This window comes from Microbacterium plantarum (assembly GCF_035231185.1).
Lineage (GTDB): Bacteria > Actinomycetota > Actinomycetes > Actinomycetales > Microbacteriaceae > Microbacterium > Microbacterium plantarum.
Map to the genome: position 1 here is coordinate 2458933 of NZ_CP141117.1, position 22448 is coordinate 2481380.

At 69.5% G+C, this 22448-nt stretch carries 16 protein-coding genes; 8 read left to right on the forward strand and 8 right to left on the reverse strand.

The window, feature by feature from the left end; translation table 11 throughout:
- Positions 1 to 5: 5 nt before the first annotated feature.
- From VC184_RS12015 to manA, 4 genes are all read right to left on the reverse strand, one after another.
- Positions 6 to 1397 (reverse strand): DUF5719 family protein, encoded by a 1392-nt coding sequence (locus tag VC184_RS12015; RefSeq protein ID WP_323986330.1) that lies wholly within the window; start codon positions 1395 to 1397, stop codon positions 6 to 8.
- Positions 1394 to 4234, reverse strand: coding sequence for a glycosyltransferase family 2 protein (locus tag VC184_RS12020; protein WP_323986332.1), 2841 nt, complete (start codon positions 4232 to 4234; stop codon positions 1394 to 1396). The genes VC184_RS12015 and VC184_RS12020 overlap by 4 nt, the downstream gene beginning before the upstream one ends.
- A gap of 89 nt (positions 4235 to 4323) precedes the next feature.
- Positions 4324 to 4644, reverse strand: a complete 321-nt coding sequence (locus tag VC184_RS12025; protein WP_023955405.1) for a WhiB family transcriptional regulator — start codon at positions 4642 to 4644, stop codon at positions 4324 to 4326.
- Positions 4645 to 4791: 147 nt separating this feature from the next.
- A complete protein-coding gene (manA, locus tag VC184_RS12030; RefSeq protein WP_274178870.1) occupies positions 4792 to 5961 on the reverse strand; it encodes a mannose-6-phosphate isomerase, class I in 1170 nt (389 codons plus the stop codon).
- A gap of 71 nt (positions 5962 to 6032) precedes the next feature.
- Between manA and VC184_RS12035 the strand changes: the two genes are divergently transcribed.
- The 5 genes from VC184_RS12035 to VC184_RS12055 are packed head-to-tail and all read left to right on the forward strand — an operon-like array spanning position 6033 to position 13193.
- Positions 6033 to 7457, forward strand: coding sequence for an O-antigen ligase family protein (locus VC184_RS12035; protein ID WP_323986335.1), 1425 nt, complete (start codon positions 6033 to 6035; stop codon positions 7455 to 7457).
- 35 nt (positions 7458 to 7492) lie between these two features.
- Entirely contained in the window at positions 7493 to 8941 is a 1449-nt protein-coding gene (locus VC184_RS12040; protein WP_323986337.1) for an O-antigen ligase family protein, read from the forward strand.
- Positions 8938 to 10284: an O-antigen ligase family protein gene (locus VC184_RS12045; protein ID WP_323986339.1), complete on the forward strand. Its 1347-nt coding sequence runs from the start codon at positions 8938 to 8940 to the stop codon at positions 10282 to 10284. Before VC184_RS12040 ends, VC184_RS12045 begins: the two co-directional genes overlap by 4 nt.
- A 10-nt stretch (positions 10285 to 10294) precedes the next feature.
- A complete protein-coding gene (locus VC184_RS12050; RefSeq protein ID WP_274178874.1) occupies positions 10295 to 11266 on the forward strand; it encodes a glycosyltransferase in 972 nt (323 codons plus the stop codon).
- A 13-nt stretch (positions 11267 to 11279) separates the two neighbouring features.
- Positions 11280 to 13193, forward strand: a complete 1914-nt coding sequence (locus VC184_RS12055) for a glycosyltransferase (RefSeq protein WP_323986341.1) — start codon at positions 11280 to 11282, stop codon at positions 13191 to 13193.
- A gap of 3 nt (positions 13194 to 13196) precedes the next feature.
- On the opposite strand, the gene VC184_RS12060 is transcribed toward VC184_RS12055, so the two are convergent.
- The 4 genes from VC184_RS12060 to glf are packed head-to-tail and all read right to left on the reverse strand — an operon-like array spanning position 13197 to position 17958.
- On the reverse strand, positions 13197 to 13940 hold the full coding sequence (locus VC184_RS12060) for an ABC transporter ATP-binding protein (protein ID WP_323986343.1): 744 nt from the start codon (positions 13938 to 13940) through the stop codon (positions 13197 to 13199).
- Complete coding sequence (locus VC184_RS12065) at positions 13940 to 14731, reverse strand: ABC transporter permease (RefSeq protein WP_323986345.1); 792 nt, start codon at positions 14729 to 14731, stop codon at positions 13940 to 13942. Before VC184_RS12065 ends, VC184_RS12060 begins: the two co-directional genes overlap by 1 nt.
- A 46-nt stretch (positions 14732 to 14777) precedes the next feature.
- The gene (locus tag VC184_RS12070) at positions 14778 to 16814 is read right to left on the reverse strand and encodes an acyltransferase family protein (RefSeq protein ID WP_323986346.1); all 2037 of its coding nucleotides are present in this window, start codon (positions 16812 to 16814) and stop codon (positions 14778 to 14780) included.
- A 7-nt stretch (positions 16815 to 16821) separates the two neighbouring features.
- Positions 16822 to 17958: a UDP-galactopyranose mutase gene (gene glf, locus VC184_RS12075; protein ID WP_323986348.1), complete on the reverse strand. Its 1137-nt coding sequence runs from the start codon at positions 17956 to 17958 to the stop codon at positions 16822 to 16824.
- A gap of 167 nt (positions 17959 to 18125) precedes the next feature.
- Between glf and VC184_RS12080 the strand changes: the two genes are divergently transcribed.
- The 3 genes from VC184_RS12080 to VC184_RS12090 are packed head-to-tail and all read left to right on the forward strand — an operon-like array spanning position 18126 to position 22437.
- Positions 18126 to 20042, forward strand: coding sequence for a DUF6541 family protein (locus VC184_RS12080; RefSeq protein ID WP_323986350.1), 1917 nt, complete (start codon positions 18126 to 18128; stop codon positions 20040 to 20042).
- A 2-nt stretch (positions 20043 to 20044) separates the two neighbouring features.
- Positions 20045 to 21241 (forward strand): glycosyltransferase family 4 protein, encoded by a 1197-nt coding sequence (locus tag VC184_RS12085; protein WP_323986352.1) that lies wholly within the window; start codon positions 20045 to 20047, stop codon positions 21239 to 21241.
- Positions 21238 to 22437, forward strand: coding sequence for a glycosyltransferase family 2 protein (locus VC184_RS12090; RefSeq protein WP_323986354.1), 1200 nt, complete (start codon positions 21238 to 21240; stop codon positions 22435 to 22437). The genes VC184_RS12085 and VC184_RS12090 overlap by 4 nt, the downstream gene beginning before the upstream one ends.
- The last annotated feature ends 11 nt before the right edge of the window (positions 22438 to 22448 follow it).

A 22448-nucleotide genomic window follows, 5' to 3' on the forward strand; every position in this document is an offset into this window, starting at 1 on the left:
GACGCCTAGGGATAGACGGTGAGTTCGGCCGCTGCTGCGGCGGAACCGGCCACCGGGTAGGTTCCGAGCTGTCCGTCGCCCGAGAAGCCGATGGAACCGCGGATGCCGCCGGCCCCGGGGTCGACCCGGTAGATCGTCCCGGCTTCGACATCGATCGTCCGCGACTGCCCGGCGGCGAGTTCGACCGTCCGGGGCGTTCCGCCGCTCACCGGCGTCACCGTGGCGACGGTCTCGCGCTCGGCCGTCAGCGTGAGCGTCGGCGCGGGGGCCGGCGCGACGGCGACGAGAGTGGGGGCCTCGACGAGCGGCGCTGCCACCGCCCAGGCGAAGTCGGCAGGGGCCGCCAGGTCGGTCGATGTCCAGGCCGCCGCCACGAGAGGCGCATCCGCGGTCGCGGTCACCGTGTAGTCGCCGACGGGCATCCCCGTCACCTCGAGCTCGACCGGCCGGCCGGCGGTGAGGGCGATGTCATCCTGCTGGGACACCACGCCGCCGTCCGCGACGGAACGCACCGTGACGCTCGCGCCTGCGTCGGCCGCTGTGGCCATCAGGCGCACCGAGAGCCCTCCGGCCGAAGCGCCGGAGTCGGGTGCGACCGTCACGTTCACGGCCGGGATCACCTGCTGGGGAGCGGGGAGCGCGCTCGCGCCGATCTGGTCCACTCCGCCCGCGATGAGCGTGCGGGTCAGTGTCGACTGCAGCGAGGCCCGGACGGGGGCGCCTTGGGCCGTGACCTGCACGACCGGGCTCTGCTCGCCGCGACGGAGAGCCGCGAGGGGGACGGCGCGCTGCGAGCGAGCCCCGACGACGATGCCCTGTCCCGCGACGGGTTCCTGCATACCGTCGGCGCCGAACACGCGGAGGTCGACGGTCGCGGCGACATCGCCCGGGTTCGTCAGGAGGACCAGGTCGCTGGCTCCCGTCGCCGCCGATCCGCCGATCAGCCACGACTCCATCGCGGGACGCGTGCAGGCCGAGACGGCGAGTCCGCGCAGGTCGGCTTCGTCGAGCGATGCGGCCGATGCCGCGCCGAGATCCGTCGGACGACCTCCCGTCGGCTCTGCCGAGAAGGCCGCCGGCGGCGCGCCGTCGTCGGCGCGGTCGGGAGCAGCGAGGGTGTACTCGGTGGGTTCGGCCCCGTCGGCAGCCGCGACGACGGTCGACGACGCGGCGCTGGTGATCGCGCTCGCGGCCGTCGCGTCACGGCCGAGCGCGAGCAGGGGCCCGTCGCACGCCGCGACCGAGCGCGCCGCCTCGGGCACAACGTCGAGCGACATCGGCTCGCGCGTGAGGGTCGGCCACGGCGCGGCAGCGGCAGCGATCACGCCGCCGCCGATGACGACAGCGGTCACGGCTCCCGCCGCGAGACGGGTCACGAGTGCAGTTCGCGTGGTCATCGGTCCCTCCTGCGGAGCGCGCGTATCCCCACGAGACGCGGAGCGGCCCGAGATGCCGATCGGCTGCCCCGCGTGGGCAGGGCCAGCAGCAGGGCGATGGCGAATACCGCGGCGATGCCGCTCCACGCTGCGGCGGCGAATGCGCGCGCGGATGCCGGCGCGTCCGCTCGGGGAGCCACCTCACCGGACAGGCGCCACAGCTCGCCCTTGTCCGTCGAGCCGACGGCGTCCAAGCCGTCGCGGCTGCCCAGCGCCGTCGCCGCCGCGAGGCGTGTGCTGCGGGCCGCCGCGGATTCGTCGTCGCCGTTCGACGCGAGCAGGATGAACGCGACACCGTGGTCGCGCAGCTCGCCTACGACGTCGTTCGCGGTATCGGCGACGAGGTCGGCGGCGACCTGCGCCGCTTCCCGATCGGCATCGGTCAGCTCCGTGCGCGCGGTGACGAGTGAGGACTGGCCGCCGAGGGTCGCGCTGCCGCCCCAGACGACATCGACCGCGACACCGTCGTCGGTGGGAGTCAGCACGATGGTTCCGAGTCCCGGCGTGTTCGCCCCCTCTGCCGCCACGAACGCGGGAAGGGTGCTCGTCTCGCCGCGACCGACGGCCGCGGCATCCCGCGCGTGAGCGGTCAGCGTCGGGACGGCTGCGACGACCAGACCGGCGACGGCGATCGCGGCGGCGACCGTCCGGACCGCTCGAACCGGCACCACGCTGTCGAGCGTCAACAGCGCCGCGCCGACGACTCCGATCCACGCGAGGCTGAGGGCGGCGCCCGGCCAGAGCGGGATCGCGGTCGTCCCGTCGATGGCGACGGCCAGGCCTGCCGCGGCGAAGGCGGTCGCGACTCCGAGACCCGCGACGGCCAGGAGCACGATTCCGACGAAGCGACGCGTCGACGCGGCAGCGGCGAGCGCGAGCGCGAGCAGCGGCGCGGTGAACAGCAGCAACCACCACACCGGGCCGGAGGCTCCCGTGAAGGCCGCCCACCCCGCATCCGCAGGGAACCCGGCGGCGAACAGGAATCTCCCGACGACATCATCGGCGAATCGCGGGCCGCTCCACGGCACCCCCGGGTCGGCCAGCAGCGACCACGGGTCTCCGGCGCGGAGCCGGGCGAGAACGAGCGGTGCCGACAGCGCGAGCGACGGGACGATGATCCACAGCCACCGGAACGCCGCGCGCCGGCCCCGGAGCACCATCGACAGCACGACGGCGAAGACCCAGATGATCACGACGGGAGCGGACAGAACCGGGGAGCAGGCCAAGACGACGGCGAGGAGGATCGAAGCCGTACCGGCATTGCCCCACGAACGGTGAGCGCCGGCAGCGGTGAACGCCAGCCACGGCAGCACGAGGTGGACGATGACGGATGCCGGGCGCCCGTCGCCCAGTGCCACGAGGAACATCGGCGCCAGTGCCCAGATCGCGGCACCGACGATGCGCAGCGCCGCACGCTCGGTGACGCGCGTGGCAGCGAACCATCCGCTGAGCACCGCGAGCGGGAGGGCGAGGAGCCACAGCACCACGAGCGCGCGCGACGGGTCCGTCGGCGAGAACGATGCGAGCACAGCGAGAACGGCGCTGAACGGGTCAGCGGGGCCGACCGCTTCCCACCCGAGCGGTCGTTGCGCACCCGTCGCCTCGGACCAGGCGCGGGCCGCGTTGGCGGCGAGCGGAGCGAGGGCTCCGCCGCCGATGGAGGGCCAGCTCAATGCCGCGGGCATCGCCGCGATCGAGACGACGAGGGCTGCGAGGACTGCCCACGCACCACCGCCGGAGAAGAAGCCGAGCTCGGTCCGACGCGGACCGTCGCCGGCGGGCTGATCCTCGATGAGACGCTGCCGCATGACCCGCGAGCTGACTCGCAGCGACGCCAGTTGCGACCAGGATGCGCGCCGGTGACGAGCGATCCGACGTCGGGCGCGGGCGACGGCACGCAACCGGACCAGCACGGTCACGGCGGCCGACCATTCCGGGCCGATCCGCGCGGGACGTTTGCCGACGAGGTCGACGACGCTGCGCCAGAGCGCCAGTGGCAGGAGCGTGAGCCAGTGCAGTACGACGACGGGCGGCGGGGCGTAAACCAATCGCCGATGCAGCTGCGCGACGCGGGCGGCATGCGTGACGCGGGCGCGGGCGCCCGTGGTCCGCGGTGCTGGGGGGCCGGCCACGCCGTCGTGCGCGACGGCGATGCGCGCCCCGGGCGCGAGGACCACGCGGCCGCCGGCCAGACGCACACGCACGCCGAGATCGAGCCCCTCGTCGGCACCGGCGAGGGCATCGTCGAGCCCGTCGAGCTCCCGCCACGCCGCGGTGTGGACGAGGATGCCGCGCACATCACCGCCGAGGACGTCGTCCGTACCGTCGTGCTGGCCCTGGTCGTGCTCACCGTCAGCGAGACCGACCGCAGCGCCGAACCTCGTCATCGAGCGTCCCAGCGAGACGATGCGCGTGTTGTCATCCCACTCGACGAGCTTCGGAACGGCGATCGCGACGGACGGCGCCGTCTCGAGGGCGGCGGCCAGCCGCTGCAGCGCCTGCGGCTCGGGCGCGACGTCCTGCGCCAGCAGCCACACCGCGTCACCGTCGAGACGCCGTGACGCCAGCCGGAGCGCGGCAGCGAAGCCCGTTCGGGACGGCGCGGCGATCACCACCTCGGCACCCGACTCCTCCGCGAGAGCGCGCAGACGGTCGTCGCCGCCGCACAGCACGATCGTCAATGCGTCGACGGCGCGCGTCTGATCGCGCAGCGCGGCGAGCGTGCGCGTGAGATGGAAGGCCGCCGGTGCGCGTCCATCGGGACGCACGACCAGGAGCGCATGAACACGGGCGGGCATGACGGAGCAAGCCTAGGTGGCGATTCTGAGCGAGCTCGACAGCGGCGAGGCGGTTCGCCGATATCAGCGACCCCGGCCGCCGGAGCTCGTCAGACTGCGCGACGCTTCAGCTTGCGGCGCTCGCGCTCGCTGAGGCCGCCCCAGATGCCGAAGCGCTCGTCGTTCTGCAGGGCGTACTCGAGGCATTCCCCGCGGACGTCGCATGACGTGCAGATGCGCTTGGCGTCGCGGGTCGAGCCGCCCTTCTCGGGGAAGAACGCCTCGGGGTCGGTCTGCGCGCAGAGCGCGTCGGTCTGCCAGGCGAGCGCATTGTCGTCACCGTCGGTGTCGACGCGGCGAACACCGGGCACGCCCAGGTTGACCGGATCGACGAACCAGTTGTCGGGAACGCCCGAACGGTATGCCGTCATATCGTGTCCCCTCCTCGCCGGCCGGCACGCGAGCCGCGTGTCTCGCATTAATTACACCCGTGTGATTCCTCTGGGTCAAGTCGCGGATCGTAAACCCTCAAGCCCATGTTTAAGCTTCGCGACGCTCCATCGGCGTGTCGCGACTCGCTAGGCGCCGGGCTGCGCGACGAACGCCTCCCCCGCGCCGCCGATCGCGACGGACGCCGCCGCGACGACGGCCGCCGTGCCGGGCACGAGCTCCACGCGCTTACCGTCCGCTTCGACGACGACGTCGCCGCGGGTCGCGAGGACGATCGCCGTGCCGGCGAGCGCGATCTCGGTGACCGCCTCGAAGGTCGTCTCGACGCGCGCGAGACGGAAGTCCGGCACGCCGACGTCATAGCCGAACACCCCGGGAGCGACCTCGATGGGCTCGACGATCGGCGCGGGACCGCTGTCGGTGCTGACGATCTGCAGCAGCTCCGTCACGTCGACGTGCTTGGGCGTGAGGCCACCGCGGAGCACGTTGTCGCTGGCGGCCATCAGTTCGACTCCGAGGCCCTCCTGATAAGCGTGGAGCACACCCGCCGGCGCGAAGAGCGCCTCGCCTCGTCGCAGCTCGACGAGATTCATGAGGGTCGCCACGATGAGCCCCGGGTCGCCGGGGAATGCACCCGCGATCTCGCTGAGCACGGCCGTCTCGGCGGCGAAGTCCGAGTCCGAGCGGCCCGCCCCCACGGATCGATCGAGCGCAGCGGCGAGGTCGGTCACGACATCCGATGCCTCGCCCGAGAGCGCCCATCCGATGACGCGGCGGAGCGCCGCAGACTCGTCCTCGGCGTCGGTCGGCGTGAGCGCAGCGGCCAACGCGACGACGCCCGCACGTTCGCCCAGAGCGGCGAGCAGACGCTGGGTGTCGGCGATCGGCCGCAATCCGACCAGCGCGCGGAATGAATCCGAGAGGGCGACGATGATCTCGGGCTTGTGATTCTCGTCGCGGTACAGGCGGTCCCCGGCATCCCGCGGGACGCCCGCCGCCTCTTCACGCGCGAATCCTGCCGCCGCCTGGTCCCGGGAAGGGTGCGCTTGGATCGACAGGGATGTCGCCGCCGCGAGGATCTTCATCAGGTAGGGCAGCGGCTCGACCCCGGCCTCGGACAGGGCGAGGTCGAGCGGGCGTCCCGTGCCGTCGTCGACGCGCGACGGGCTGCCCGGATGATCACCGAACCAGATCTCCGCTTCGGGCTCCCCCGACGGCTCGCGACCCTGCAGCTCGGCGATGAGCGTCTGGGAGCCCCATGCGTAGTCTCTGGCGATGTTCGAGATCGGAATCAGCACGAGCCCAGCCTAGAGCGCGGGCACCGTCGGATAGGGTGCCGGACCCGCCGCCGCGATAGCCTGTCTGCACCATGGCCGTCTACTCACGCCACCCCGTCTCGGCGCCTCCCGCGGCGCCCGCGCGAGAGACCACCGGGCATCTCCTCCTGCGGGCGTGGTGCGTCTTCGTCATCGCCGCGTCGATGGCCGGCACGAGCTGGCTGATGGCGTTCGGCCCGGCGGTCGCAGGCGTCGTCGTCGTCGCGACCGGACTCGTGTCGTCGGTCCTCTGGGTCTCTCTGCGGCCGCGGGTGCAGTGGCGCCGCCTGCCGTGGTTCGCGCTGGCCTACGTCGCGTGGGCCGTGATGTCGATGCTGTGGTCCGCGTGGCTGGGTGCCACCGAGCTCACGCTGCTGCTGCTCGTATCGACGACCGTGCAGGCGATGTTCGTCGGCGCGGTGCTGACCTGGCGCGAGATCCTGCGCGCGGTCGAGGCGGCGCTGAAGTGGATGCTGGCCCTGTCGATCCTATTCGAACTGTGGGTCGCCCTCATCTGGCAGGGTGACATCCTCCCGGGCTTCGTCCGACCGGATGCCGACTACGCCGGCCACCCCATCACCCTCTGGTCACGCGACAACCTCTTCAACGGCGGCCGCCTGCAGGGGATCTTCGGCAACGCCAACCCCCTCGCCTACATCGCCCTCCTGGCGATCATCGTCTTCATAGTGCGGATCGCATCGGGCGCGCCGCGCAGGTTCCTGCTCGGGCTCTGGACGGCGCTCGCTGTCTTGCTCTTCTGGCGGGCGGCCTCGGCCACCGCGCTCCTGTGCGCCGTCGCTGTGGCGGTCGTGCTCGTGACGATCCTGCTGATGCGCACCGCGCGCCGCCCCGGCGAGCGCACGCGTTTCTATGTCATGTACCTCGTCGTCGCCGGCCTCGGCGGCGCCGTCGTGTGGCTCGCGCGCGACACGGTGTTCGATCTGCTCGGCCGCTCGTCCGATCTGACGGGACGTCAGCGGATCTGGGACGCCGTCGGCGAGCGCATCGCCGAGCGGCCGCTGATCGGGTGGGGCTACTCGACCCCCTGGGTTCCGTCGGACCCGGCGTTCGACGGCTGGATCGTCGACCACGGCGTCAGCGTCATGCAGGCGCACAACATGTGGCTCGACGTCGCGCTCCAGCTCGGCTTCATCGGCGTCGCTCTCATCGCGCTCGCACTGCTGGCGTTCGTCTGGCGGTCCTGGTTCTTCGCGGTCGATCGGCCCCGGTGGGACCTCGTGGCCGATCGCCCGTATACGGCTCTGACGCTCGTTCCCTCCCTCGTCGCGACCATCCTGCTCGTCCAGGGGATCGCCGAGTCGGCACCGCTGCTGAACTGGGGATGGTTCCTCATCATCCTGTTCGCGTTCAAGATCAAGCAGGCCCCGCTCGTCGGGCGCGGTCCCGCCGAGCAACGTCTCGACGCGGAGCAGGGCGACCGCCTTCCCGAGCAGCCGGAGGCGCTCCGGGGTACGTGATGGCTCTCAGCCCCTGCGGCTAATCTGAGAGCATCATGGCCAGTCATACGCGCGGGGAATCCGGAACGGATGCGGCGACGACCTCATCGCCGCGGCGCCTCCCGCTCCGGCTCGTGCGAGCCTGGTGCACCCTGATCATCGCCTCCTCGATGGCGGGCACGGCCTGGCTCATGGCGATCGGGGTAGGCGGCTCGGCCGTCGTGGTCGCCGTCACGACCACCGTGTCAGCGGCGATCTGGCTGATTCAGCGACCCCGCCGCCGCTGGCGCCGCCTGCCGTGGTTCGCCCTGGCCTACGTCGGGTGGGCGGTGCTCTCGCTGCTGTGGACGGAATGGCCGCGCGCGACCGCCATGACGCTGGCGCTGCTGCTCGCGACCACCGCGCAGGCCATTTTCGTCGCGTCCGTCCTCACGGGACGTCAGATCATCGAGGCGATCGCCGCGGCGGTGAAGTGGATGCTGGCGCTCTCCCTGGCCTTCGAGCTGTGGGTCTCGCTCATCTGGCGCGGGCCGATCCTCCCGGGCTTCGTCCGCCCGGGGCCCGATTTCACGGGCGACCCGATCATGTTCTGGTCTCGCGACAAGCTCTTCACGGATGACCGCATCCAGGGGATCTTCGGCAACGCGAACTCGCTCGCCTACATCGCGCTGCTCGGACTCGTCGTCTTCGGGTTGCAGATCAACACCCGCGCCGGCCGCCGGGGCCCGCTGGTGGCGTGGACGCTGCTGGCGGCCTTCTGCTTCTGGCGCGGCTCGTCGGCCACTGCCGCGATGTGCGCGATCGCCATCGCGATCGTCATCGTGGTCGTCCTGCTCATGCGACGCGCGCGCACAGCGCGCACCCGCCGCATCCTCTACATCGTCTTCACCGTCACGGGCGTCGCCCTCATCACGACCCTGTGGCTCGTCCGCGAAGCTCTGTTCGAGATGCTCGGACGCTCCTCCGACCTCAGCGGTCGGAAGGAGATCTGGGCGACGGTGGGCGAGCGATTCGCCGAGAGCCCGATCATCGGCTGGGGCTACTCGGTGCCGTGGGTGCCCACGGATCCCTTCTTCGACGGCTGGATCGTCGACCGCGGCGTCACGGTGATGCAAGCGCACAGCACCTGGTTCGACGTCGCCATGCAGCTCGGGGTGGTGGGCGTGGTGCTGTTCGCCGTCGCCCTCGGCGCCTTCACCTGGCGCGCATGGTTCCTGGCGCTCGGCCGCATCCCCCGCCCCGGCGCCCAGCGGGAACCGCGGTCGCGCCTCCTGCTGATCCCCGCGCTCGTGGCGACGATCCTTCTCGTCCAGAGCATCACCGAGTCGTCGCCGCTGCTGAACTGGGGATGGTTCCTGCTCGTGATGCTCGCCTTCGCCATCAAGCAGGCCCCCGCCTCCGTTCGCGGCACACCCGTCCGGCGTCGCTCGACACTCGCTGCCGCGTGGCCCCTCGAGGGCGGTGCCCCGATCGAGCGCGGCGCGCCCGTCGAAGGCGTGGCGTGACGACCCCGCCCGGGCTGTCCGCCTCCTGGGTCGTCCGCACCCTCGACTCCGCGGCGTTCGCGCAGGCATTCGCACACACGGCGATCGCCGCGGTGTTCGCTCAGCACCTCGTCGACCGCACCGCGGGCCGGGTCACCTGGTTCACCGTGATCGCGGGGTTGTGCGCGGTCGGCGCGGCCGTGCTGCTGGTCCGCCGTCGCGAGTTCACCCTCGTGCGCCTCATCCCATCGACCCTCGTGCTGTTCCTCGGCTGGGCCCTCGCGAGCATCACGTGGACGACAGACACCTCCGGGACCGTCAGCGGCTGGCTCGCGCTCGCGGCGATCGCGTTCCTCGCCGTCGTCATCGCGAACACGCGCGACACCCTGCAGACGGTCCGCGCGCTGGCCGACGTCTTCCGGGTGCTGCTGGTGCTGTCGCTCCTGCTCGAGCTGCTCTCGGGTGTGTTCTTCGACATGCCGTTCACCTTCCTCGGCATCGAAGGGGACATCGCCGCTCTCGGCCCGGTTCAGGGCATCTTCGGCACCCGCAACTCCCTCGGCTTCATCGCGGTCCTGGCACTGATCACGTTCTACATCGAGTGGCGCACGGTGTCGGTGCGAACCGGTGTCTCGCTGTTCTCGGCCGTGCTGGCCGCGCTCCTCGCCGCCCTCTCCGACTCCCCCACCGTCCTCGTCCTCGCCGTCGCCACGGCCGTCGCGACGGCGGCCCTCGGCCTCGTGCGACGCACCCGACACGCACTCCGACGCACCGTACAGTCCGTGCTCGGTGCCACCGTGATCGTCAGCGCGATGGTCGGCTATCTGCTGCGCGAGCGCATCATCGCGTGGATCGGAGCCGGGACGGACTTCTCGATCCGGGCCGAGCTGTGGGACCAGGTCGCCTCGTTCGTTCGCGTCGAGCCGGTGCGCGGATGGGGCTGGTTCGGGCCGTGGTCGCGCACCGACTTCCCTTTCAACGCGATCAACTTCGCGCTCGGGGACCGCCACAACTCGGCGCTGAACGCGTACGTCGACGTCGTGCTCCAGCTCGGGTGGGTCGGTCTCCTCATCTTCATCGCCTTCGCCGGACTGGCCCTGGGACGCGCGTGGCTCGTCGCGAGTGAACGCCGGTCGATCCTCTACGCCTGGACTCCCCTCATCCTCGTGACGGTCCTCGTCGACGCCCTCTTCGAGAGCTTCCCCCTCCACGGGTACGGCTGGCTGATGCTCGTCCTCTGCGCGCTGCGAGCCGGGCAGTCGAAGTCGTGGCGCGAGAACATCCGGGACGCCGCGCGGCCGGGATCGCCCGCCCCCGGGCTGCCCGACGACACCTCGACGGGAACGCACGGCATCGCACGGTAGGATCGGGCCGGTGAGCGCGCAGGTTTTCGACCCGACATCGGCGACCATCGCCGTCGTCACTTTCAACCGCTCCGCGCTTCTGTCGCGGCTGCTCGAGAGCGTCGTCCGGATGGACCCGAAGCCCGGTCGCGTGGTGATCATCGACAACGCCTCGACCGACGACACGACCGCGGTCGTCGAGTCGTTCCGCGATCGACTGGGCACCGAGCTCGTGTACCGGCGCCTCGAGACGAACACCGGCGGATCCGGCGGATTCAGCGAAGGCGTGCGCGTGGCCTATGAGTTGGGGTCCGAGTGGATCTGGCTCATGGACGACGACGTCGAGGTGCTGCCCGACGGGCTCGCCAAGATGGGACGCTGGGCGCCGCGGTTCCGCAGCATCCAGGGTCGCCGGTACGACTACGACGGCAGCGAGTTCTACTGGCAGTACCGCATCGCCGAACGCATGGGCATCCCCATCCCCTTCGCGCCCGCCGGTTTCGGCGAGTCCGGGTACAAGGAGATGAACTCCGGCTGCTTCGAGGGCATGTTCATCCACCGCGACATCGTCGCCCGCATCGGACTGCCCGACCCGCGCTTCTTCATCTACTGGGACGACCAGCTCTACGGCTGGCTCGCCTCGCGCATCACGACGTCGGTCATCGTCGACGAATTCGTCCTGCGCCGCACGCGCGAGATCCGCCAGTGGGACATGGGCATCCGCCACATGAACGCCTCGAGCGACGCCTACCGGTACTACATCATGCGCAACCGGGCGCACATCAAGCAGTACTACCGGACGAAGGGCGTCTACAACCCGGTGCTGTTCGGCCTCGGGACGACGCTGACCTTCGGCAAGGAGCTCATCCGGCTCTTCCTCGTCGAGCGCACCGTGCGAGGCACCTCGAATCTCTTCCGCGGCCTCCGCGACGGCCGGCGCATCGCCCGTGACCGCACGTGGCAGCCGATGCAGCCGCTGGTTGATCAGCCGGCCCGTCCCTGACGAAAGACAGACCATGCCTCACCTGCTGCAGCGCGCCGTCCTCCCGCTCGAGCACGACCCCGACCTCCTCCCGCTCTACGTCGATCCCGAGACGTGGACCGAGATCGACGAGGAGCCCGTGCGCGTGTCGTCGCGGGCTCAGCTGTCGAACATCCTCGGCCGCTCGGAGGCGCGCATCGTGGGCGGGCGGCGGGTGTCGTTCGGCACCTACTTCAACGCCTTCCCGGCCTCGTACTGGCAGCACTGGACCCCGGTCCGCGACGTGACCCTCACGGTGCGAACCGAGGGCCCGGCCACCGTCCTCGTCTACCGCTCCAACGGCGGCGGCACCCGCCAGCGACTGGAGACTCGCGAGGTCAACGGCCAGGCGACCAGCACGTTCGACCTCAGCCTCAATCAGTACAGCGACGGCGGATGGATCTGGTTCGACATCGCAGCCGACCGCGAGGACGCCCGGTTCCTGGGCGCAGAATGGACGACCGAGCAGGAGCCGGCCCGCTCGGGCAAGGCCTCGCTCGGCATCACGACCTACAACAAGCCCGACTACTGCGTCGCGACCCTCCGCGCCCTCGATGCGGCGCCCGACGTGCTCGAACTGGTCGATCGCATCTTCCTCATCGACCAGGGAACGGACCGCGTCGACGCTCAGCACGACTTCTCCGACGTCGCCGACAGTCTCGGCGAGACGCTTCAGATCATCACGCAGCCAAACCTCGGCGGCTCGGGCGGCTTTGCTCGCGCAATGCACGAGACCCTGCAGCGGCCGGATAGCGACTTCGTCCAGCTGCTCGACGACGACGTCCGCATCGAGCCCGAGTCGCTCCGCCGGTCGATCGTTTTCGGCCGGTACGCGACGACGCCGACGATCGTCGGGGCCCACATGTTCGACCTGCTCGATCGCCCGAAGCTCCACGCCTGGGCAGAGGTCGTCGACGACGAGCCGTTCATGTGGCGCACGCTGCAGCAGGAGAAGATGCCGCACGACTTCTCCGTGGCGAACCTGCGCCAGTCACCCGAGCTGCACATGCGGCTCGACGCCGACTACAACGGCTGGTGGATGTGCCTCATCCCGGTCGAGATCATCCGCCAGGTCGGACTGTCTCTGCCCGCCTTCATCAAGTGGGACGATGCCGAGTACTGCCTGCGAGCCCGCGACGCCGGGTTCCCGACCGTGTCGATGCCCGGGGTCGCGCTCTGGCACGTGTCGTGGGTCGGCAAGGACGACTCGATCGACTGGCAGGCCTACTTCCATGCGCGCAACCGGATCGTCGCGGCGCTGCTGCACTCGAACAGCCCGCGGGGCGGGACGCTCCTGCGACACAGCCGCCGGCTCGACCTCAAGCACCTCATGATGATGCAGTACTACCCCGTCGAGCTGCGTCATCGCGCACTGCGCGACATCCTTTTGGGGCCCGAGCACATGGCGGCGGGGATCGCGACGGCCATGCCCGCCGCGCGGGCTCTCCAGAAAGAGTTCCCCGAGACGGTCATCCATCGGGACACCGGCGTACCGCTCCGTTCGCGAAAGGGACGTCAGGTGTTCAAGCGTCTGCCCCGTCACACCTTCGACAGCCCGACGGGCCTCAAGCTCCGGTGGTTCACCGTGTCGACGCTCGCCTCGCACTGGCTCCACGCGCCCCGACCCGAGAACGTCGCGCAGCCCGAGGTCGAGTTCGGCAAGGGCGACGCGAACTGGTGGCGGGTGCCGCGCTACGACAGCGCCCTCGTTAGCGCAGCCGACGGGTCCGGCAAGAACATCTACACGCGCGATCGGGCGGCCTTCCGACGGATGCTGCGTGAGAGCCTGCGACTGCACGCGCAGCTCAAGCGCGACTGGCCGAAGCTGTCACGGCGCTACCGTCGCGCGATGGGGCAGCTGACGTCCCCCGAGTCGTGGGAGCGCATCTTCGACCCGGCGGAGGGCTGAGCCTCAGGCTCCGTCGTTGTGGTCCTCGTTGTACCGGTCGAGCACGTCGCCGATCGGTCCGTCGAGGACCAGGGCGCCCTTGTCGAGGTAGAGGCCGCGCGTGCAGAAACGTCGCAGGTCCTTCTCGTTGTGGCTGACGAAGAAGAGCGTCCGCCCCTCGGCGAGGAGTTCGTCGATGCGCTTGTAGCACTTCGCGCGGAAGGCGCGGTCGCCGACGGCGAGCACTTCGTCGACGAGGAGGATCGGCTCGTCCAGCTGCGACACCACCGAGAACGCCAGGCGCACCTTCATGCCGTTCGAGAGGTGCTTGTACGGGGTGTCGACGAAGTCGGAGATCTCCGCGAACTCGATGATGTCGTCGAAGCGGCGGCTGACCTCAGCGTTCGCCATCCCGTGCAGACCTGCCGTGAGGCGCACGTTCTCGCGCACGGTGAGGTCTCCCACGAAGCCGCCGGTGATCTCGATGAGCGGCGCCACCCCACCGTTCACGTCGACGCGGCCCTCATCGGGCAGCAGAACCCCCGCGACGAGCTTGAGGAGGGTCGACTTGCCCTGCCCATTCCGCCCGACCACGCCGATCGACTCGCCCGGCTCCACCGAGAACGACACGCTGCGGAGCGCCCAGAATTCGCCGGGGCGGCTGCGGCGCGACGCTCCGCCGAAGAGGTCCTTCAGGTTGCGTCTCCCGCGCCGGTTGCGGCGAAAGCGCACGCCGAGGTCGTGCACCTCGATCGCGAGTTCCGTCATCACAGCTCCTTCAGCACCGGACGCTCGAGGCGCGAGAAGACGAGGAGGCCGAGCCCGAAGATCACGATGCTGGTGACGGCCCCGACGACCACCGACAGTGTGTCCCACTGGTCGGGGAAGAACCCGACGCGGTAGAGCGTGAAGATGCCGGCCAGGGGGTTGAATGCGCCGATCTCTTTGAAGACGCCCGGGAGGTCGGCGACGCCGTAGATGATGGGCGAAGCGTAGAAGAGTGCCCGGAGGACGAGTCGGGTTGTGCGCTCCAGGTCGCCCCAGAGGACACAGAGCGGGGCGACGATGAGCCCCAGCCCGAGCAGCAGGATCACCTGCAGCAGGACGGCCACCGGGAAGAACAGGAGCGCCGCGTTGACAGTGGCACCCCCGAAGATCGCGAACATGGCGAGGACCGGGAGTGAGAAGAGGAACTCGATGCCCTTGCTCAGAACGATCCGCCCCACCCAGATCGAGCGTGGGATGGAGGTCGAGCGTACCAGCCGCGCGTCCTTGTTGAAGGCACGCGTGAAGTCGGTGACCGCAGAGTTGAACCACACCCACGGCAGCAGCGCGGTGATGAGGAAGACGATGTACGGGTTCTCCCCGACATCTCGATGGAAGACCTGCGTGAAGACGAACCAGTAGATGCCGCTCATGACGAGCGGGTCGAGGACCGACCAGAGGTAACCGAGCGCGCTCGTCGAGTACCGAACCCGCAGATCGCGCGCCGACAGCAGCCACAGAGAGTGGAGGTAGCGCCGCGGCGATCCGGGGGCGCCGACGACGGCGGGACTCACGCGTTCGATCCTACGGTCCCACGAGCGCGCGGCTCGGTGACACACCTCACCGCAGCGGCGCGAGCTGCCGTTCCAGCATCGGCGCGAGGGTCCGCGCGTAGGAGCTGGAGAGGTGATTGTCATCCCGATACACGGCGACGTTGCCGACGACGGCCGGGCAGACGTCATCCGGACAGATCCACTCGGTCAGGTCGACGTGCGTGATGCTCTCGCGCTGCAGGATGCGCGCCGGGTTGGCGGCCGCCAGCGAGCTGCTACGGGGGACGGAGCAGCCTTCCGGGTCGTCGGATTCGATGACGCAGCCGAACATGTCGTATCCGAACCTGGGGTTGTCGCGCACGGCGATGATCGGGATGTCGGCTGCGTCCATGCGGTCGAGGAACCGCTCGATTCCCGGCCGGAGGCGCTCGTCCTCGTCGCTCGCATCAGCGGCGGTGACGATGGTCATGACCGCCGACGGTTTGATCGCCTCCACGTGGCGGATCGCCGCTTCGCGCCACTGCGGGCAGAACTCGGGATCGAAGCCGGGGTCATCGAGGCCCATGGCGCAGCCACCACGCACGAGCGTGATGACGCCCCAGCCGCGCTGCTCCGCGATCGGCACGAGCGCCGCGGTCATCTGCTGCGCGTGCGAGTCGCCGATCACCGCGATCAGCTCGCTCGCTCGCTGAGTGCCCGGCGTCTCGAAGCAGGAGCCGTGCAGGATGTCGTCGGTGATTGCGCGCACCCCGCTGCACTCCAGTTCGAGCTGCACCCATTCGTCCTCGATCGCCGTCGCGAGCGGGATCATCGGCAGCTCCGGGTCAGGTTCGGAGACCTCATCGTCGAAGAGCACGTGCGCCCCGGGGTTCGCGCTCAGCTGCTGCTCCGCGATCCGCTGCTCTCGGTACGCGGTCACACCCTGCCATGTGCCGACGGGGACCACGACGACCAAAACGGCGACCGCGACGACAGCGACGGAGGGCATGACGCCGCGTTCCGAGCGTCGCCACTGTCGTACGGGGTGATCTACCGCGAACGTCAGCAATCGCGCGCCTACCAGGGAAGCCAAGACGATCGCCACGCCGCCCAACGCTCCGACCTCCGTGCGCTCGCGCACGACGAGCCACGTGACGAGGATCGGCCAGTGCACGAGGTAGAGGCCGTAAGCGTCGCGACCGGCGAGTCGAAGCGGTCGCGACGCGAGGAATCGGGCGGGGCCGCGCCCCGCGTCACCGGTTCCCGAGATCACGATCATCGCGGCGCAGACGACGGGCCAGAGGGCGAGGTACCCGGGGAAGCCACCCTCGACGTCGAGCAGCACGCCGCAGGCGAGGAGTCCGCCGATACCGACCCACCCGAGCACGGCGCTCACCGTAGGCCCGGGCCGCAGGTACGGGAGCGCGACGACCAGCAACGATCCCGCAGCGAACTCCCACAGGCGAGCTCCCGTGTCGAAGTACGCCAGCTGCTGGGCGGCATCCGTGCGCACGACGGAATATCCCAGCGAGACCACGAAGACCGCGCCGAAGACCACTGCGACGACCGCATCCGGAGACCGCCGGAATCGCCGGATGATCAGCAGGCAGAGCGCGAACAGCACAGCCCACAGCACGAACGCCTGACCCTGCACGGAGAGAGACCAGAAATGCTGGAGCGGGCTAGGCGCCTCCCCGCGGTTGTAGTAGTCCACCGCGTCGGCCGCGAGGATCCAGTTCTGAACGTAGAGCAACGACGCCCACGTCTGTTCCCAGAGCGACCGCCACGTTGTCGCCGGATAGAACAGGCGCGCCAGCAGCAGGACGAGCAGGAGCGTGACAGCGGCGGCGGGCAGGAGACGCCGGAACGTCCCGATCAGCCGGCGCGCGATGTCCGGCGGCGCTCCGGTGTGGATGCGGTGCAGGAACGTGCGCGTCAGGAAGAACGCGGACAGCATCAGAAAGACGTCAACCCCGCCCGACACGCGTCCAAGCCAGACGTGGTACGTCACGACCAGCAGGATGGCGACGGCGCGGAGACCGTCGATGTCGGCGCGGTATCCCCAGCGGCCCGCATCCACCCTCGGTCCGGCGCTACCGCTCACCCGGTCCGTCAGTGAACCCACGACATCCTCACGCTAGCTGGTTGTTCCACATCGACAGCGCCGAGCCGATGGCCATGTGCATGTCGAGGTACTGGTAGGTGCCCAGACGTCCACCGAAGTGGACGTCCTGCTCGCCCTTGGCGAGATCGCGGTAGGCGAGGAGACCCGCACGGTCGTCGGCTGTGTTGACCGGGTAGTAGGGCTCGTCCGCGCGAGTCGCGAACCGGGAGTACTCCCGCACGATCACCGTCTTGTCCGTCGGGTACCGATCGGCGCGCTCGGGGTGGAAGTGCTTGAACTCGTGGATCCGCGTGTAAGGCGCGTCAGCGTCGGCGTAGTTCATGACGCTCGTGCCCTGGAAGTCGGGGATGTCGAGGACGTCCTGCTCGAAATCGAGCGTGCGCCACGACAACTCGCCTTCCGTGTAGTCGAAGTACCGGTCGACGGGACCGGTGTAGACGATCGGCAGCTGACCGACGGTGGCCTTCTTGTTGAGCGGCTGCGACTCGTCGAAGAAGTCGGTGCTCAGCTTCACCTCGATGTTGGGGTGATCCGCCATGCGCTCGAGCCACGCGGTGTAGCCGTCGACCGGGAGGCCCTCCCACGTGTCGTTGAAGTAGCGGTTGTCGTAGGTGTAGCGGACCGGCAAACGCGAAATGATCTCGGCCGGAAGCTCCTTCGGATCGGTCTGCCACTGCTTCGCGGTGTAGTCCCGGATGAACGCCTCGTACAGCGGACGCCCGATCAGCCCGATGGCACGCTCCTCGAGGTTGTTCGCCTGCTTCGGGTCGAACTCGCCCGCGAGCTCCTGGATGAGGTCGCGTGCTTCACCGGGTGTGTAAGCGGCCTGGAAGAACTGGTTGATCGTGCCGAGGTTGATCGGCAGGGGGTACACGACACCCTTGTGGGTCGTGTAGACGCGGTGGACGTAGTTCGTGAACTGCGTGAAGCGGTTGACGTAGTCCCACACCGTCGCATTCGAGGTGTGGAACAGGTGAGCCCCGTACTTGTGGACCTCGATGCCGGTCGTCGGCTCGTTCTCGGTGTAGGCGTTGCCGCCGATGTGGTGACGGCGGTCGATGACAGTCACCTTGCGACCGGATGCCGCGGCACGCTCGGCGATCGTGAGGCCGAAGAAGCCGGAGCCGACGATGAGGAGGTCCATGGGGCGAACGCTTTCGTTTCGGGGCAAGCGAATGGGCGCCCCCGGAGCGGGGCGTCATCGATCCTACGCGACGCATTCCGCGGGCCTGAGGAAAGCGTGGGAAAGCCCGTTGAAGACGTCGGCTACGATGGCATGTCGAATTGTCGCAGTGACGGAGTCGGGATCGAATGGATAGCTGGATCAGCACATTTCCGTCGATCCTCGTCGCTGCGCTCCTCCTGATCATCCCGGGCGGCATCGTCATGGCCGCCGGCTGGGGCGTGCGCAACCCCTCACGCTGGCTCCTCGCCCCGGCTGTCTCGGTCACGATCGCCGCCGTCGCCGCGACCGTCGCCCCGCTCGTCGGTCTGCGTTGGGGTCTGATCCCGCTCGCGATCATCACGGCGGTCGTCGCGGGTATCGGTCTCGTGCTGCGCCGTTTCGCGGGTAGTGACGACGCGGCCTCGTCCCGCGGCACACTGTTTGCCGCGGCCGGCTCGCTGGCGGCATCGGCCGGCGGACTGGGCATCCTGTTCGCACGCGCCTTCGGCGGCCCGGAGAACATCGCGCAGCGGTTCGACAACATCGTCCATCTCAACGCGATCGCCCTCGCGGTGAAGAACGGCAGTGCCTCGCCGTTCCAGATCGGCGCAACCTCGGACATCGGCGGCTACCCCAACGCATGGCACGCCATCACGACGCTCGTCGTCGAGCTGACGGGCGTTTCGGTTCCGGCGGGGATCAACGCCGCGAACCTCGGCTTCGTCGCTATCCTGTGGCCCGCCTCGATCATGGCGCTCGTCGGGGCGATGTTTCACCGTCGCAGAGCCGCGTACGTCGCTGCTGCGGCCCTGTCAGCGGGGTTCGGCGCGTTCCCCGCGCTCTTCCTCAACTGGGGAGTGCTCTACCCCAACCTCGTCGGTTACGCCATGGCTCCCGCCGGGCTCGCCGCCGTGGTCCTCGCGCTCGGCGAGCGCAAGCCCGCTGGGGTCGTTCGAGCGGTGCTCCTCGTGGCTCTCCTCGCCGGCGGCGTCTTCCTCGGACACCCGAACGCCTTCCTGGCCCTCCTCGCTTTCTCCGCCGCGACGGTCCTGAGCACCCTCCTGGCACGCGCGATCACGGCACACTCACGGCGCGGGTGGCGGACGCTCGCGGCGAGCGCGGCCGGCTTCGCGCTGGTCTGCGTCGCGACGTGGTCGGTCTTCCGCACCTCTGCTGAGCACTCGGGATGGAAGCCCTGGCAGAACCTCGCGCAGGCGTTCGGTGAGGCAGCGCTGGCCTCGCCTCGGGGATACACGCCGACCATCGTGATCGCCGTTCTCCTCGTGGCCGGAGCGGTCGTGGCGGTGCGACGGCCGACGTCGCTCCCTCTGCTCGCGCCCTTCGCGGTGTCCGTGCTGTTGTTCGTCGTCGCCTCGGGTCTGCGCATCGACCACCCGCTCCGCGAGTTCCTCACCAACCCCTGGTACAACGACTCGAACCGTCTCGCGGCTCTGCTGCCGATGGCCGCCAGCCCGGTCGCCGTCCTCGGCGCACTCGGGATCTACGACGCGGGGCGCCGAGCCCTCGCGCGGCTCTCCGCGCCGAGCTGGGCCCGCGTCGTCGGCCTCGTCGTCGCGGTGATCGCGGTTTTCTCCGTGGCCGTCGGTCCGAACGTCCGCATCGCGCTTTCACAGGTTCGTGAGGCCTACGCCTACACAGACGACTCCGTGCTTCTCACCTCGGACGAACGAGCTCTGCTCGATCGGGTCCCGGAGGAGACCAGCGAGGACGCGCTCATCATCGGAAGCCCGCGGACCGGCGCGTCACTCGCGCTCGCACTGTCCGATCGCGAAGTGACCCAGCGGCACATCTTCGGATCCCCCTCCCCCGAACTCGTCTACCTCAACTCCCACCTGCGGAACATCGACACCGACCCGACTGTCTGCTCAACGGTGGACGACCTCGGGATCGACTACGTCCTGGACTTCGGACGTCAGGACGTCATGGACCAGTCGCAGGCCGTGATCTACGACGGCATCCAGGACCTCACGCCGGGTCGTCACCTCGTGCTCGTGGATTCGGAAGGTCCCGAAGCACGCCTGTTCCGCATCGAAGGCTGCTGATCGTGGCGGCGCGTCGTCATCTCGCGGTCGCCTACGACTGCCTCTTCCCCTTCACCACCGGCGGTGGAGAGCGGCAATACCGTGCCTTCGCGGACGAGCTGGTCACGCTCGGGTACGAAGTCGACTACCTCACGTCGCGGCAATGGGACGATGACGTCGCAGTGCCGGAGGCTTTCACCGTGGTCCCCGTGACCGGACGGCTCTCGCTCTATTCCGCCGATGGCGTGCGGCGCATCCCCGCGGCGCTCCGGTACGCGGCAGGCCTGTTCGGGGCCCTCGTGCGTCGGCGTCGTCGATACAGCGCGGTCATCGTGAGCGGACTGCCGATCTTCAACGTGTTCGCCGCCCGCCTCGCTCTGCTCGGATCGCGCACCCGCCTGGTCGTCGACTACCTCGAGGTCTGGCCGCGGCACCAATGGCTCGAATACTCCGGCACGGTCACCGGCACCATCGCCTGGGTGCTGCAGCGTGCCGCCATTGCGATCACCCCGCTCGCGACCTGCCACTCGCGACTCAGCGCAACACGGCTACGAAACGAAGGATTGCGATCGGCTCCGATCATCAGCCCGGGCCTCATCGACGCCACGGTGGAAGCGGGCCCGGTCACCCCGGCATCCGAGCCGCCGTACGTCCTCTACGTGGGACGCCACATCCCCGACAAGCGGGTCGAAACGCTCCCGGCCGCCGTCGCCGCGGCACGCCAGCAGATCCCCGGCCTGCGCCTCGTCGTGCTCGGGCGCGGACCGAGCGGCGACGCCGTACGCGCCGCCGTCGCGGAGTCCGGCGGCGAGGAGTGGACCGAGTTCCCCGGATTCGTCGACGAGGAGCGACTGGCCCAGCTGATGCACGGGGCCGTCTGCGTCATCAATCCGTCTCGCCGCGAGGGCTACGGCCTCGTGGTGGTCGAGGCGAACGCGCACGGCACGCCCGTCGTCCTCGTCGCCGACCCCGGCAATGCCGCCACCGAGTTGGTCGAGACGGGAATCAACGGCGTCGTCGCCGATTCCGCGTCGGCTGACGACCTGGCGGCCGCGATCAGCGCCGTCGCCGACGGCGGCGACGCGCTTCGTCGCACCGCGCGCGCCTGGTACGACTCCGCCATCGAGACCCGCACAATCCGCCGTACCGTCGAGGGAATCCTCGAAGCCCTCGAAACACCGCGGCGCATCGCCCGGAACAGGAAAGAAGACACTCTGTGACTGCTGCATCCCCGTCCACCGAGGTCGAGCTGACGATTCTCATGCCGTGCCTCAATGAGGCCGAGACACTCGAAGTCTGCATCCGCAAGGCGCAGGGCTTCCTCGCCCGTACCGGAATCTCAGGTGAAGTCCTCATCTCCGACAACGGCAGCACCGACGGCTCACAGGCGATCGCGCTCCGCCTGGGCGCGCGCGTAGCCGCGGCCAGCCGCCGTGGGTACGGCGCCGCACTGATCAACGGCATCGACAACGCCCGCGGACGCTACATCATCATGGGCGACGCCGACGACAGCTACGACTTCGAGAACCTCGAGCCGTTCGTCGAGCGCCTGCGAGCGGGCGCCGACCTCGTGATGGGCAATCGCTTCGCCGGCGGCATCGCGCCCGGTGCCATGCCGCCGCTGCACAAGTACCTGGGCAACCCGGTGCTGTCGACCATCGGTCAGCTCTTCTTCCGCCCCAATGTCCGCGACTTCCACTGCGGTCTTCGCGGATTCAACCGCGATCGGATGCGCGCGCTCGACCTGCAGACCACCGGTATGGAGTTCGCCTCCGAGATGGTGGTGAAGTCCTCCCTCGCGAAGTACCGGATCGAGGAGGTCCCCACCACGCTGAAGAAGGACGGCCGGTCGCGCCCGCCGCACCTGCGCAGCTGGCACGACGGCTGGCGCCACCTGCGTTTCCTTCTCCTGTTCGCACCGCGGTGGCTCTTCGTCTACCCCGGCCTCGTGGCCTTCTTCCTCGGCGCCGTCGCGGTCGCGGTGCTCGCCTTCGGCGGCGTGGAGATCGGCGGGATCGGCTTCGACGTCACGACGATGGTGTACGCGAGCGCGCTGTGCGTCACGGGCTTCCAAGCCCTTCTGTTCTTCTGGTTGACGAAGCTGTACGCGACGCAGGAGGGCTTCCTGCCGACCAGCGAACGGTACCGGCGCATCGTCGCGAAATGGTCCGCCGAACGCGGCCTGCTCACGGGCGTCGCACTGTTCCTCCTGGGCATCGTCATCGGGGTCGTGCAGGTCAGCGTCTGGGGAAGCGCGGACTTCGGGCAGCAGGATGCTGCGCAGGCGGTCCGGATCGCCGTGCCCAGCGCGCTCACTATCATCCTCGGGTTCCAGACCATCATGATGAGCTTCTTCTCGGGCGTCCTGACGACGCCGAGGCGCGAGCAGCGCCCCGACGCCGTCATCGAGAGCTGAACCCGAGTTCG